The following is a 13,049-nucleotide window of genomic DNA, read 5'->3' as shown; positions in this document are numbered from 1 at the left end:
AAAGCGAACAGCCCCAGCCGATTCCGGCTGGGGCTGTTGGCGTACGGACGTCAGCGTTGCCGGACGGCGTCGTAGGCCAGCGGCAGCGCATCGCCGGAATTCAGCGCCAGCAGCGCTCGATGCAGGTTGGTGCGCTCGTCGGGATCGAGACCCTCGAGCAGGTCGTTGTTCAGCGTGCCGACCAGCTCGTCGGCCTGCTCGACCGCGCGCATCCCCTCCTCGGTGATCTCGATGAGAAACCGTCGGCGGTCGCGGTGATCGCGAATCCTGGCGGCGAGCCCGGCTGCCTCCAGATGGTCGATCGCGGCGACCATCGTGGTCGAGTCGATGCGCAAGCGCGTGCCCAATTCGAGCTGAGAGCTGGCCTTGTCGCCGGCCAGCACCTTCAAGATCATGAAGTGCCTCGTCCGCAGCCCCAGCGTGGCGAGCCGATCCTCGCTGACTCGAAACATCACCTGTCCGAGCTTGATCAGCAGGCAGGTGGTGTGGTCGGCGACCATATCCGGGATCAACGGTTCGGTCACTGGTGGAAACCTCGATTTCTGGACTGGACAGCAGACCGATAGTAGTCGGGACGACACCCTGCCTCGGCCACCGCAGCCGATAATCGCGACAAGTAATAGTTCGTACTACTGATAGTCTGCCTCGCATGGAGTCAGAATTCATCCAGAAGATCGACCTGACCGACAAGGTCGTCGTCGTCGCGGGCGGGACCAGCGGCATCAATCTCGGTGTGGCCGAGGACTTCGCGCGAGCGGGCGCTCGGGTCGCGGTGCTCAGTCGCTCCGTGGACAAGGTCGACGCGGCCGTCGAACGGCTTCGCGCGCTCGGTGCCGAGGCGATCGGCGGGAGCGCCGATGTCCGCGATTACAGCGCGACCGAAGCGGTCCTGGCATCGGTGCATCAGCAGTTCGGCGACTTCGACGTGATGATCTCCGGCGCGGCAGGCAACTTCCCCGCCGCCGCCCTAGGCATGTCCGCCAACGGGTTCAAGTCGGTGGTCGACATCGATCTGCTCGGCACTTTCAACGTCCTGCGCGCGAGCTACCCGTTCCTGCGCAAGCCGGGCGCCTCGGTCATCAACATCTCGGCACCGCAGTCGGAGCTTCCGACGATCACCCAGGCGCACGTGTGTGCCGCCAAGGCAGGCGTCGACATGCTCACCAAGGTCCTGGCGCTGGAATGGGGTCCGCACGGAGTCCGCGTCAACGGCGTGATCCCCGGCCCGATCGATGGGACCGAGGGTATGGCCCGCCTGGCGCCGACCGAGCAGGATCGAGCCCTGGTCACCGACAGCGTCCCGTTGCGCCGTTACGGCACCCCCCGCGACGTCGCCAACGTCTGCCGATTCCTCGCCTCCCCACTCGCCGACTTCGTCTCCGGCGTCGTGCTGCCCGCCGACGGGGGCTGGGTGCTCGGTGGCGCATCGCAAGCGATGGGCGTCATCGGACAGCCGCTGCTCGACGCCACACATCAGAATTCCTGATCACTGAGACCCCACCCGCGAAAAGCGCCCGTCACACCAGGTGGTGTGACGGGCGCTTTCGGCTTGCTCAGCCCTCTTTGACCAGTTCCGGGGCCGACTCCGTCTCCGTCTCCTCCATCACCGCTTCACCGCGCGCGACCATGCCGGCCTCGTCGGACAGTGTCAGGTGCGGGATGAACAATGCGAGTCCGAACGCGAGCACCGCACCCGGGATCAGGTACCAGAATCCGGGGACCAGTGCGTCGACGTAGGCGCCGACGATCGCGTCGTGGAGCTTGTCCGGCAGGTTCTTGACCACCGAGGGGATCAGCGCGCTCGGGTCGATTTTCGCCGCCATCGCCTCCTGCCAGTTCGCCTGGAACGCGCCGGTGAGATTCTCGGTCAGCCTGCTGGTGAAGATGGAGCCGAAGATGGCGATGCCCAGTGCGCCGCCCATCTCGCGGAAGTAGTTGTTCGCGCTGGTCGCCGTACCGATCTGGTCGGGTGCCACCGCGTTCTGCACCACGAGCACGATGATCTGCATGATCAGGCCGAGGCCCGCGCCCATGACGAACAGCATGGCCGAGACCAGCCACATCGAGGTGTTGGCGTCCAGGCGCGTCAGCCACAGCATGTCGATCGCGATGAGCGCGGCGCCGATCGGCGGATACACCCGGTAGCGACCGGTTTTGGTGATCGCGTTCATCGAGGTGATCAGCGTGAGCATCATGCCGATCATCATCGGGATCAGCAGCAGGCCCGACACCGAGGCGGAGGTACCGCTGGCCATCTGCAGGTAGGTCGGGATGAAGCCGATCGCCGCGAACATCACCAGACCGACGAGGAAACCGATCAGCGAGGTCAGCACGAAGGTCCGATTGCGGAACAGCCACAGCGGCAGCATCGGCTCCGCGGCCCGCGACTCGACGAACACGAAGGCCGCGACCACCACGACGAAGGCGGCGATCATCGACACCATCACCGTCGAGCCCCAGTCGTACTGCTTGCCGCCCCAGTCGGTGATCAGGATCAGCAGAGTGGTCGCGCTCGACATGAGCACGATGCCGAGGTAGTCGGGCCGGGACTTGGGGCGATGGCTCGGGATATCGAGGTAGCGGAAGGCGATGAACAGCGCGGCCAGGCCGATCGGCACATTGATCCAGAAGCACCACCGCCAGTCGAGGTGATCGGCGAACAGACCGCCGAGCAGCGGTCCGGCGACCGAGGTGATACCGAAAACCGCACCCATCGGAGCCATGTACTTGCCGCGGTCCTTGGCAGGCACCACATCGGCGATGATGGCCTGCGCCAGGATCATCAGACCACCGCCGCCGACGCCCTGCAGGCCGCGGAAGGCGATGAATTCCCAGAACCCGGTCGACGCGGCGGCGCCGATGGACGCGGCGGTGAACACGGCGATCGCGAACAAGAACAGCCAGCGCCTGCCGAACATGTCGCCGAGTTTTCCGTAGATCGGCATCACGATGGTGGTGGCGAGCAGATACGAGGTGGCGGTCCAGGCCATGTGGGAGACCCCGCCGAGTTCGCCGACAATCGTCGGCATCGCGGTGCCGACGATCATCTGATCGAGGCTGGCCAGGAACATGCCCGCGATCAGCGCGGAGAAGATCAGCCAGATTCGCTTCTGCGTCAGAACGATCGGGGTGGGCGGCGAGTCGGCCGTCGTGGTCATCGGAGCGTCTCCCTTGTGCTGTCGTCCGGCCGATCGAACAGCCGGGCGGCCATGGCGCAGTGCTCGTGCAGCGCTGCAGCCAGCGACCCGTTCGGGTCCGCGGCCAGCGACATCGCTGCCCGCGTGGTGATGGTGGTCATGATTCCCGCGGTGAGCGAGGCGAATTCGGGAGCGACGTCGGCCCCGAGCCTGGCCGAGAGGAGTTCGGCCGTGGCGGCCTCCATCCGAGCGCCGGAGGCGATGAACGCGGCGAGCACTCTCGGCTCGGCCATCACCAGTTTTGTGACCAGCGAGATACCCTCGCGCACTTCGTTTTCCGGCTGAAAGCCCGCAGCGTGCAGCCAGGTGAGGTCTTCGATGAGCACACCGGTCGGACCGCCCGCGACGAATTGCCGCCTGGCTTCGGGCGTGCCGATCTCCTCGATCGGGCCGACCACCGCGTCGAGCTTGGTGTCGTAGTAGTTGAAGAAGGTGCGCGAGGAGACACCCACCGCTTTGGCGATGTCGTCGACGTTCGTCGCATCCAGCCCGTGCTCGACCGCCAACCGCCGTGCGGCCAGGCACAGATCGAGCAGAGTCCGTTGCTTCTTCTGTTCGCGCAGCCCGATCGAGGCCTGTTTGGCCGGCTCCTGAGTCACGTCGATAAAATTAGCACAAACTGCAATATTTCATAAACTGCAAATCATCGCCCGCCGAGCCCGGCCGCTTGCCGAGTGAGTAATCGGCGCAACGCGACCGGGGTGTGGCCGAGGTGCTCGCGGACGGTCCGGGTCAGGTGGGGTTGGTCCGCGAAACCGAGGTCGGCGGCGAGATCGGCGAGGCCGGTGTCGCCGTGGGTGAGCCGATCGAGGGCCTGGCCGACGCGGACTCGGTTGCGGTAGTGGGTCAGTGAGACACCCATGTGTTGGGAGAACACCCGGCTCAGCCGGTACGGCGAGACCATCAGTAGTCCGGCCAGCGACCGCAACCCAGCGGCTTCGGGTGCACCGGTGAGGATCGCTTGGCGCGCGGCGGCGACCATCGCCTGGTCGGCAGGCCGGGGTCGCGGGGCCGAACGGCCGGTGGCGACAGCGACGAGCCGGAGCAGTTCCTCGGTCAGCGCGTAATCGATATCGCCGACCGCGGCGGCACCGAGCAACCTGTGATGGGCCAGCTCGACGCGCGCGTCGATGTACACCGCCCGCGCGGCCGTCGGTCCCTCCCAGAACTCGGGCGCGATGCTCACCGAGGTGCAGACGTCCCCACCCGCAGGATGGGCGAACCGTTCTTCCTCCCCGGGTGCGCCCAGGTAGCCGAAAGTCGGATCCAGGTCTGCCTCGACCCCGTCGGCTCGACGCCGGAATCTACCGCGCCGCACGAGAACGAGGCGGTGTTCCCCGCAAGCCTCCGGCGCCGACCATCGGGTGTGGTCGGCGTGGCAGGTCACCGTGGTCACGGTGAAATCCGGCCGGGCGGCAAGGGGTACGGCGCACAGCATGGGCTGACCGTACGCCGAGGCTACGACACATCGACCCCGCAAAGATCTTCAAGACCGGGGACGGGTCGGGGCTGAATGCTGAGTGGGCACTGACCGATACCGAGGAGACCCTGACATGACCGCCCACGCGGAACTCACCGCCATCATTCTCGACTGCGCCGCACCGAAAACGCTGGCGCAGTTCTACCACCACCTCACCGGCTGGAAGATCACCCACAGCGACGAGGATTCCGCCTATCTGGGTGAAGGCCCGATACAGTTGGCGTTCCAGCGGGTCGATGACTACAAGAGCCCGAGCTGGCCAGGTCCCGGTAAGCAAGTCCATCTCGACTTCACCGTCGCCGATGTGGCCGACGCGACCGAGCACCTGCTCGCACTCGGTGCGACCAAACCGGAGTTCCAGCCCGGGGCGGACCAGTGGACGGTCTTGGCCGACCCCGAGGGTCACCTGTTCTGCATCGCCGCGGCTTGACCAGGAGGACACCATGGCATCTGTTCACCAAGAGTTTCTCGTCGACGCCTCACCGGACGAGGTCTGGGATGTACTGCGCGATTTCGGCGCTGTCCATGAACGACTGGCTCCGGGCTTCGTCACCGATACCCGGCTCGACGCCGACACCCGCACCGTCACCTTCGCCGACGGGACCGTCGTGGCCGAACGGCTCGTCGACCTCGATCCGGTGAGCAGGCGTGTCGCCTACACCGTGGTCGGCGGGACTCTGCACCCCTCGCATCACCATGCCTCGATGCAGGCCGTACCGGAGGCCGAGGGCAGGACGCGGTTCATCTGGCACATCGATGTTCTTCCCGAAACTCTCGCCGCACCGATCGCCGAATTCGTCGAGCACGGAGCCACGGTGATGCGTTCGGCGCTGGAGGCGGGGGCGATCAAGCCGATCTCGTGACCCGGTTCGTCGGTGGTGCTCACTCGTTGCGGGTGAGCACCGCCGCATCCGGTGTGTCGTGTTCCACCAGAGCCGGTCGGGCGATCAACTCGACCACCACCAGGGCCGCTACCGCGACGAGCACGGTCACCACCACGACCACGCCCGACGGGTACGGCCAGAACACCAGGGTCGCCACTGCGATCACGATGATGATCACCCGCAGCGGAACCCGGAACCGCGCGACCGCGGACTCGACCGGATACGGTGCCCGACCGTTCTTCGGCACACGCAGCGCGTCGAGCGCCTTCACACCCGCGCCACGGACCGTGGCCGCCGATCCCGACGATCCGGTGAGATAGCCGACGACAGCGACCACCACCGCTGCCACGAAAACCGCCCGCAACATGGTGCGCAGCGGGACCAGCATCGTGTCGATCAGCACCGCGGCACTCTGCTGGGACAAGGCCTCTGCCGGGATGGCCCCCATATACAGCGACCGGCCGAGAGCGATCGCCACGGCCAGCAGCGCCATCGCCACCGCGATACTGACTCCCACCAGCGAAATAGCCCGTCGGCGTGCGCCTTTCGGTGCCACCCATACCGCACCCGCGGCAACCAACAGCACCAACCAGGGCAGCACCGAGGAGGCCTTGTCCAACGCTGAGGTCGCCCGCTGTGCCGTGGCGAGTTCGGACGATTCGAACAGCACGAACGACTTGTCGATCGTGGGGATCTCGTTCGCGAACGCGAACCCCCGATCGATCAACGCGGCGCGGACCCGGTCGATGATCGGGGCCAGCGAGATGCTGACCACGCCCTTGTCACTGATCTCGACGCCAGGTCGGGTATCCCCGGTCAATACCGCGACCAGCCGCTGGTGCGCCTGCCGGTTGGCCTCGATCCACAGGGCTTCGAATTTGTCGGAGGCCACGACCGATTCCACCGTCCGGTGCACCAACGTCTCGGCCTGATCGGCGATCACCGGCGCCAGCCCGACCACGGCGGGCGGCACCCGAGGAGCCTCTTCGGCGATCGACCGCAGTGCGTCGGCGGTGACGGCCTCGACGTCGAGGCGGGTCACGATCTCCTTGGTGATCCGATCGGTGAGTTCGCCCTGCAGCACCGGATTCGATCCCAGCGACGCCATCTTCTGGACATAGCGGTCGGAATCGAGGACCTCGTTGTGGGTGTAGCGGGCCAGGACCGCGAAAAAAGACAGGACGACGACCAACACCAGCAGTATCGCCGCACCCGTCCACCGCAACTTCCGGTGACCGGACGCTTGTGTGCGGCCCGCGGTCGAGGTTTCGTTGCCGAGTAGCTCCGCACGCTCCCGCCGCAGACGCTCGAGTTCCTCGCGCTCGGAAGCGTTCAGAGGTTCATCAGCTCCGGATGAGGCATTCACGATGCTCCTTCGATGCGACGACTCTTCCCGATCGAATCCCCGCTCAGCGAGAGGTGAAATCAGGGGCTACGGGGTCCTCTGGACTGCGAAGACAGCGGTGCTCGGATCGAGTCTCCGCCTGCGGTGACCGGAAGTCCTCACCCTTTTGGGATGAGATCTCCGATGAATTGATCGTGACCGGCGTCGACACCGCGCCCCGCCCGAACGGTTCGAAACCGCTGAATGCCGCCAGGGGGCGCAATACAGTGGCCGAATGCGTGGACGATATCGAATACTGCTGAGTTCGACCGCAGCAGTCGCCGCAGCACTCGCGCTGCCTACCCTCCCGACTGCGGCAGCCGAGCCGGTCCCCCAGCCCGACGGCTGCGCGGAGGTCCGGGTCGTCACTGTGCGGGGCACCTTCGAACCGCAGTCCGGCAGCCTGCTGCTCACTCCGCTGGGCGGGCGGATCGCCCAGGAATCCGGCCGCCGCGCCACGGTGACCGAACTCGAGTATCCGGCCTCGACGGCCCCCGACAGCGCCGTGCGCGGTATCGAGAATCTGACCGCGCTGCTGAACGAGACCGCTGCCGCTTGCCCTGACCAGCGGCTCGTCCTACTCGGCTACTCGCAAGGCGCGCGCGTTATCGGCAACTCCCTCGCCGCGCGAACCGCGTTGACAGACCAGGCCGCCGCGCGAATCGACGCCATCGCCCTGTTCGGTAGCCCGCTGTTCAACGGCGCGGAGCCCTACAACCGCGGCAGCTTCGATTCCGCCCTGTCCGGGACCGGTGTGCTGCGCGTCGGGGCGCTCGCCGAATTCGCCGACCGCCTGCGCGACTTCTGCAATGTCGGTGACCGAGTCTGCCAGGGCGGCGATCCGGCCGCCGGGTTCGGAAACGCTGCGAGCTACGGCCATGTCGCGTACTTCTTGAACGACAACCGCGACCAAGCCGCGGCATTTGTCGGCGGACAGCTCAGCGAATAGCTGTCCGCGCCGTCACTGAGTCCGGGTCATCGGTTCAGGCACACGGAAACCGCCGACACGGCTGTGGCGCCGCCGATCTGGCGGCCGATCCGGGTCAGCAGCTGCCGAGTCAGTTCGGGGTCACCGGCGGTATCCCTGACGGTGTAGTCGCCGAGGGAATAGATGCCGGTGAATCCCGCCGCGTCCCATCGGTCCGGGGACAACGTGGACCGACCCGCGACGGCGACGACCGGAACAGGATAGGCGCGGCGGGCCAGAACCGCAGGCAGTTTGCCGTTCGCTGTCTGCTCATCGATGCTTCCCTCCCCGGTGACCACCAGGTCGAAACCGGGCAGGTGCCGGTCGAACTCGAACAACTCGAGGAAGAACTCGGCACCGGACACGATCGTGCCGCCGAGCAGGAGCGCGGCGAAACCGATCCCGCCCGCGCTGCCCGCCCCGGCTGCGGCCGCGACAGCCATCGCGTCCGGGTAGCCGCTGCGGCCGAACGCTCGGACGAGATTGTGCAGAGCGGCGTCGAGGAACGCCACCTCGGCGTCGGTCGCACCCTTCTGCGGCCCGTATACGGCCGCCGCACCGTCCGGTCCCAGCAAGGGATTGGTGACATCACTGGCGATCACGATGTCGACCCCGGTCAGTCTCACCGCCCGGGAGGAGTCGACGGTGTGGACGAGGGCCGCATTCCGTCCGCACGCGTGTAGTTGCCTACCCCTGGCATCGGCGAAGGTGAAGCCGAGTGCGGCGAGCAGTCCCATCCCACCGTCGGTGCTGGCACTGCCACCGAGGGCGAGGACCAACCGCTGCGGCCGAAACCGCAACGCTTGCGAGATGGCTTGTCCCAGACCGAGACTGCTCGCATCCAACGGCAGCATGCGACCGCTCGGCAGGGTGGCGAAGCCGCAGGTATCGGCGACCTCGACCACAGCGGTGCCGCCGGCGACCGCGATCCGCCCGTACCTCGGGATACCCGCGGCCCCGGCCACTGTCACCGGATGGGGAGCGAAACCGGCCGCTATTGCAGCGTCGACGCTCCCGTCACCGCCGTCGGCCAGCGGCATTCGATGACTGTCGACGCCCGCCGACGCCAAGCCCTCCGCCAACCGGTCGGCCACCTCGGCGGCGGTCAGGCTTCCTTTGAATTTGTCCGGGGCAACCAGAACCCTCACGCGAATGACTTCCTATCAGTCCGCTTGCGCCACCGAGCCGAGCAGATCCCGGACCCGGTTGGCGACGGTGATGAATTCCGGCGTCTCCATCGTCGTGGCGTAATCCCGGTGCGCGGGCAGGTCGACGTCGAGCAATTCGATGATCCGGCCCGGCCGCGGACTCATCACCACCACGCGGTTGGCGAGATAGACGGCCTCGGCCACCGAATGGGTGACCAGCAGTACCGTGGTGCCCGTCTCCCGCCAGATCCGATGCAGCTCGACGTTCATCCGTTCCCTGGTGAGCGCGTCGAGCGCGCCGAACGGCTCGTCCATCAGCAGCACTTCCGGTTCGTGCAGCAGGGCTCGGCACAGCGAAACCCGTTGCTGCATACCGCCGGAGAGTTCGTGCGGAAGCGCGTTCTCGAACCCGCTGAGTCCGGTCATCTCGATCAGACGCGCGCATTCGGCCTCGGCGGCCCGCTTGTTCATGCCCCGCATCTCGGCTTGGAGCAGGATGTTCTTGCGGACGGTCCGCCATTCCAGCAGTGCGGCTCGCTGGAAGACGTAACCGATATTGCGCTGCGGCCCGCGCACGGGGGCGCCGCCGAGTTCGACGCTGCCCCCGCTCGCTTCGGTAAGCCCGGCAACGACTTTCAGCAGCGTCGATTTGCCGCAGCCCGACGGGCCGACGATCGACACGAATTCGCCGGGGCGGACCTGGAGATCAACATTCTGCAGGGCGGTGACCTCACCACGTTTGGACGCGAACCGTACGGTCAGGTCATCTACCGCGACTGCGGTATCGGTGGGGGCGATGGTATCGGTGGTTGTGCTCATATCGTCACCTGTTCCGGTCACGGCTTGCTGGTCGGCGTGAATTTCGAGTCCCAGTACTTGGCCGGGTCCTCGGCTTTGTCGAGGAGCTTCGCCTGGCTGAGAACATCGACCGTGGCGCGCCAATTCGCTTCGACATTGGTTCCCGGCGCCTTTCCCGCGGTTTCCGGGGTGCTCAGCAGCGGGATGGTCTGCTGCCACTGCTGGAGCAGAACCTGCTGCGGCGGCAGTTGCGGATCCTTGCCTTCCATCGCGGCGACGGCGGCCTCAGGCTTGGCGACCGCGGCGGCGAAGGCCTCACTCGTCGCGTCCACCATGGCCTGCACCAGCTTGGGCGAGGACTCGATGGTGGCCTGGTTGGCGATCAGGCCGTTGCTGAAGAAGTTCAGCCCCTGGTCCGAATACCGGAGGTAGCGGACCTCTTTGCCGCTCTTGTTCGCGATGGTGGGGCCCTGATCGTGCGCGAAACCGATCAGCCCGTCGACGCGACCCGAGAGCATCGCCGACATCTTGCCCGCCGAATCGAGGCTCTGCTGGGTCACCTGATCCGCCGGGACGCCTGCCTTGTCCAGGTAGACAGGGAAGGTGGTGGTCGGCGCGTCGCCGGCGGAGACGGCGATGGTCTTACCCGCCAGATCGGCCGGTGTCCGAATATTCGAATCGGCGAACACCTGCACCGCCGACGGCGTGGTCTGTAGGAAGACGCCGACGCTCTTGATCTTGACGCCCTTGTCGATATTGCTGAGGACGGCCGGGGTATCGGCCCAGCCGAAGTCGGTCTGCTTGGAACCGGTGGCCTGCGCGGTCTTGGTCGAGCCCTGCCCGGCCGAGATCTTCAGGTCGATGCCGTGCTTGGCGAAGATGCCTTCTTGCACCCCGTAGTAGAACGGGGCGTGCTCGCCGTAGGGGTACCAGTTGAGCATCAGCGACACCGCGGTGGTCTTCCCATCGGTCCCGGGATCCTTCGCGTCGTTGCCGCCGCTTCCGCAGCCGGTCAGTACCACCATCGAGGCCACCGCGGCGGCGCCGATCATCGTGAGTGTGCGAGTTCGGAATTTCATGCGAGTTCTCCAGCTGTGGCGCGAATACGGGGTGCGTTCGACATGCTCATGCGCCACCGACGACCGAGGCCGTGGATCGACGGGAGGCGTGCCATGGGATGAGGAACTGCTCGGCGATCTCGATGATCGCGAACAGGATGATGCCCAGCATGGACATGATGATCAGGGCGGCGAACAGCATCGCCGTGTCGATATTTCCGTTGGCTTGCAGGATCACGTAGCCGAGTCCCTCGTTGGCGCCGACGAATTCGCCGACGACGGCGCCGGTGACCGCGAGGGTCGCGGCGATCTTGAGCCCGGACATCAGTTGCGGCAGCGATGCGGGAAAACGCACCTTCACGAAGGTCTTCCAATTACTCGCGCCCATGGTGGAAGTGAGTTCGAGGATTTCCGGATCCACCGAGCGAAGCCCGGCCATGCCGGAGATGACGATCGGGAAGAACGCCATCAGCACGGCCACCAGGATCTTGGGGCTGGTGCCGAAGCCGAGCCAGACGATGAACAGCGGTGCGATCGCGATTTTCGGGATCACCTGCGCGAAGAGGATGAGCGGATACATCGTTCGCTCGATGCCGCGTGAGTAGATCATCACCAGTGCGACGGCTTCGCCGATCAGCGCGGCGATGATGAAACCGACCACGGTTTCGTAGGTGGTGACCCAGGTGTTCTCGAGCAGGTAGGTCGAGTTGTCGACCGTGGTGCGCCAGGTATCCGCCGGCGACGGCAGGATGTAGGGCTCGACGAGCTCGAACTTCGTGACGGCCCACCATGCGGCGATGAGCGCTACCACCAGCGCGAGCGGCCGCCACACGGTCGACCACAAGGAAGCGAGGGAAGGGAGCTTTCGGCGCCGAACGCGGACGGGTTGCGTCGCTTTCGGCGCGGAGGAACTGGCCTCGACGGACGTGATTACCGCCATCTGGAGTCCTAAAGCTAGTAGTGGAGCGGGGTTCGAACTGCACCCGCCGGGAATGCGCTTTCCGAAGCTGGAACCGAGGCTAGTGTGACCGGCCACACAGTGTCAAGGGTTTCGAATTGTCGCAGGTCAGGCGGGCCGAAAAACGGTGCTGTCACGCAGGATCACGCGACCGGGCGCGAATTCGTGTGCCTGCGAGGCCGTTGCCGAGTCGTCGAGCGCGAGCGCGACGGCGCGCTCGCCGATGTCGACCAGCGACAGCGCAACGGTCGAAAGGCCGGGCACGTGGTCACGTAGCGTCGGGATATCGTCGAACCCGGCGACGCAGACGTCGTCGGGGACCGCGAGGCCGAGCTCACGCCATGCCGCGATCGCCCCGATCGCCATCACGTCGCTCACGGCGAAGACACAGGGCGCGGCGGTGTCGACCTGGCCGGGACGCAGCTCCAACGCCGCGGAAAGGCGACGAGCGGCGCTGAAACCACCGTCACGGGAAAAGTCGCCCGCGATCTCCACCAGCGGCGTCACGCCCTGCGTCGCGAGCGCTTCGACGAAGCCGTTGCGCCGGTCGACAGCGGTTCTGATATGGCCGGGCCCGCCGATGAGGGCGAAGTCCCGGTGCCCTTGCGCGAGCAGCGCATGCGCCAATTCCGCTGATGCCACCCGGTTTTCGGGCTCCACGGCCGCACCGAAGGACAGCGGCTGGCCGATCACGACCACCTTGCCGCAGTTGTCCAGATACCGTGCGCATTCCTTCTCGAGATCGCGGTCGAGATCCCCGCTCTGGCGTGAACCGGCCAGGATGATCGCGTCGGCGCGGTGCGAGATGAAGGTGCTCACGGATTCGCGTTCGATATCGAAATCGCGTTGCGTGCTGGCCAGCAGGACGAGTTTGCCCGCCCTGCGCGCCGCTGTCTGCACACCCTGCACGATCGAGGAGAAATAGGGATCGGCGATATCGTGCACGACCAGTCCGATGAGCCCGGTCGACGACCGCGCGAGTGCCTGGGCCTGGGCGTTTGCCACATAACCCAATTCGGCGGCGGCCGCGCGAACCCGGTCGGCGACTCCTTCGCCGGGCACCCGCGACGATCCGTTGAGCACGCGCGACGCGGTCGCCTGGGAGACGCCCGCCCGGGTCGCGACGTCTTGCAATCTCACAGCCGCCATGGCTTGGTGCCTCGTTCTCTCGGTGC

14 protein-coding genes are annotated in these 13,049 nt (G+C 66.3%); 4 read left to right on the top strand and 10 right to left on the bottom strand.

Annotated elements, in window-relative coordinates; translation table 11 throughout:
• Window positions 1-50: 50 nt before the first annotated feature.
• Window positions 51-524: a MarR family transcriptional regulator gene (locus tag IBJ82_RS19565; protein WP_194827399.1), complete on the bottom strand. Its 474-nt coding sequence runs from the start codon at window positions 522-524 to the stop codon at window positions 51-53.
• A gap of 125 nt (window positions 525-649) precedes the next feature.
• Between IBJ82_RS19565 and IBJ82_RS19560 the strand changes: the two genes are divergently transcribed.
• The gene (locus tag IBJ82_RS19560) at window positions 650-1,486 is read left to right on the top strand and encodes an SDR family oxidoreductase (protein WP_194827398.1); all 837 of its coding nucleotides are present in this window, start codon (window positions 650-652) and stop codon (window positions 1,484-1,486) included.
• 67 nt (window positions 1,487-1,553) lie between these two features.
• Here IBJ82_RS19560 and IBJ82_RS19555 read toward each other — a convergent pair whose 3' ends face one another.
• Genes IBJ82_RS19555 through IBJ82_RS19545 form a run of 3 tightly spaced genes read right to left on the bottom strand, consistent with a single transcriptional unit; the run spans window position 1,554 to window position 4,635 of the window.
• Window positions 1,554-3,158: an MDR family MFS transporter gene (locus tag IBJ82_RS19555; protein ID WP_194827397.1), complete on the bottom strand. Its 1,605-nt coding sequence runs from the start codon at window positions 3,156-3,158 to the stop codon at window positions 1,554-1,556.
• Window positions 3,155-3,796: a TetR/AcrR family transcriptional regulator gene (locus IBJ82_RS19550; protein ID WP_194827396.1), complete on the bottom strand. Its 642-nt coding sequence runs from the start codon at window positions 3,794-3,796 to the stop codon at window positions 3,155-3,157. The genes IBJ82_RS19555 and IBJ82_RS19550 overlap by 4 nt, the downstream gene beginning before the upstream one ends.
• Before the next feature lie 44 nt (window positions 3,797-3,840).
• The gene (locus IBJ82_RS19545) at window positions 3,841-4,635 is read right to left on the bottom strand and encodes an AraC family transcriptional regulator (protein ID WP_194827395.1); all 795 of its coding nucleotides are present in this window, start codon (window positions 4,633-4,635) and stop codon (window positions 3,841-3,843) included.
• Between the two features lie 115 nt (window positions 4,636-4,750).
• On the opposite strand from IBJ82_RS19545, the gene IBJ82_RS19540 reads away from it, so the two are divergent.
• Together IBJ82_RS19540 and IBJ82_RS19535 are read left to right on the top strand one after the other, a co-directional pair.
• Complete coding sequence (locus IBJ82_RS19540; RefSeq protein ID WP_194827394.1) at window positions 4,751-5,107, top strand: VOC family protein; 357 nt, start codon at window positions 4,751-4,753, stop codon at window positions 5,105-5,107.
• 13 nt (window positions 5,108-5,120) lie between these two features.
• The gene (locus IBJ82_RS19535) at window positions 5,121-5,540 is read left to right on the top strand and encodes an SRPBCC family protein (RefSeq protein ID WP_194827393.1); all 420 of its coding nucleotides are present in this window, start codon (window positions 5,121-5,123) and stop codon (window positions 5,538-5,540) included.
• A gap of 19 nt (window positions 5,541-5,559) precedes the next feature.
• Here the strand turns inward: IBJ82_RS19535 and IBJ82_RS19530 are convergent, their stop codons facing one another.
• The gene (locus IBJ82_RS19530; protein WP_194827392.1) at window positions 5,560-6,927 is read right to left on the bottom strand and encodes a hypothetical protein; all 1,368 of its coding nucleotides are present in this window, start codon (window positions 6,925-6,927) and stop codon (window positions 5,560-5,562) included.
• 253 nt (window positions 6,928-7,180) lie between these two features.
• Between IBJ82_RS19530 and IBJ82_RS19525 the strand changes: the two genes are divergently transcribed.
• A complete protein-coding gene (locus tag IBJ82_RS19525; RefSeq protein ID WP_194827391.1) occupies window positions 7,181-7,894 on the top strand; it encodes a cutinase family protein in 714 nt (237 codons plus the stop codon).
• Between the two features lie 26 nt (window positions 7,895-7,920).
• Here the strand turns inward: IBJ82_RS19525 and IBJ82_RS19520 are convergent, their stop codons facing one another.
• From IBJ82_RS19520 to IBJ82_RS19500, 5 genes are all read right to left on the bottom strand, one after another.
• On the bottom strand, window positions 7,921-9,060 hold the full coding sequence (locus IBJ82_RS19520) for a glycerate kinase (RefSeq protein WP_194827390.1): 1,140 nt from the start codon (window positions 9,058-9,060) through the stop codon (window positions 7,921-7,923).
• 15 nt (window positions 9,061-9,075) lie between these two features.
• Entirely contained in the window at window positions 9,076-9,879 is an 804-nt protein-coding gene (locus IBJ82_RS19515) for an ABC transporter ATP-binding protein (RefSeq protein WP_194827389.1), read from the bottom strand.
• Window positions 9,880-9,896: 17 nt separating this feature from the next.
• Window positions 9,897-10,937 carry an ABC transporter substrate-binding protein gene (locus IBJ82_RS19510; RefSeq protein WP_194827388.1) on the bottom strand — a complete coding sequence of 347 codons (1,041 nt, stop codon included), beginning with the start codon at window positions 10,935-10,937 and terminating at the stop codon, window positions 9,897-9,899.
• A gap of 46 nt (window positions 10,938-10,983) precedes the next feature.
• A complete protein-coding gene (locus IBJ82_RS19505; RefSeq protein WP_228537414.1) occupies window positions 10,984-11,760 on the bottom strand; it encodes an ABC transporter permease in 777 nt (258 codons plus the stop codon).
• Between the two features lie 222 nt (window positions 11,761-11,982).
• Window positions 11,983-13,023 (bottom strand): LacI family DNA-binding transcriptional regulator, encoded by a 1,041-nt coding sequence (locus IBJ82_RS19500; protein ID WP_062981991.1) that lies wholly within the window; start codon window positions 13,021-13,023, stop codon window positions 11,983-11,985.
• Between the last annotated feature and the right edge of the window lie 26 nt (window positions 13,024-13,049).

Origin of the sequence: Nocardia sp. XZ_19_231, from assembly GCF_015355705.1 — a bacterium.
GTDB classification, from domain to species: domain Bacteria; phylum Actinomycetota; class Actinomycetes; order Mycobacteriales; family Mycobacteriaceae; genus Nocardia; species Nocardia salmonicida.
The sequence above is the reverse complement of the archived record's forward strand: the minus strand, read 5'-3'. Positions and strand labels throughout refer to the sequence as shown.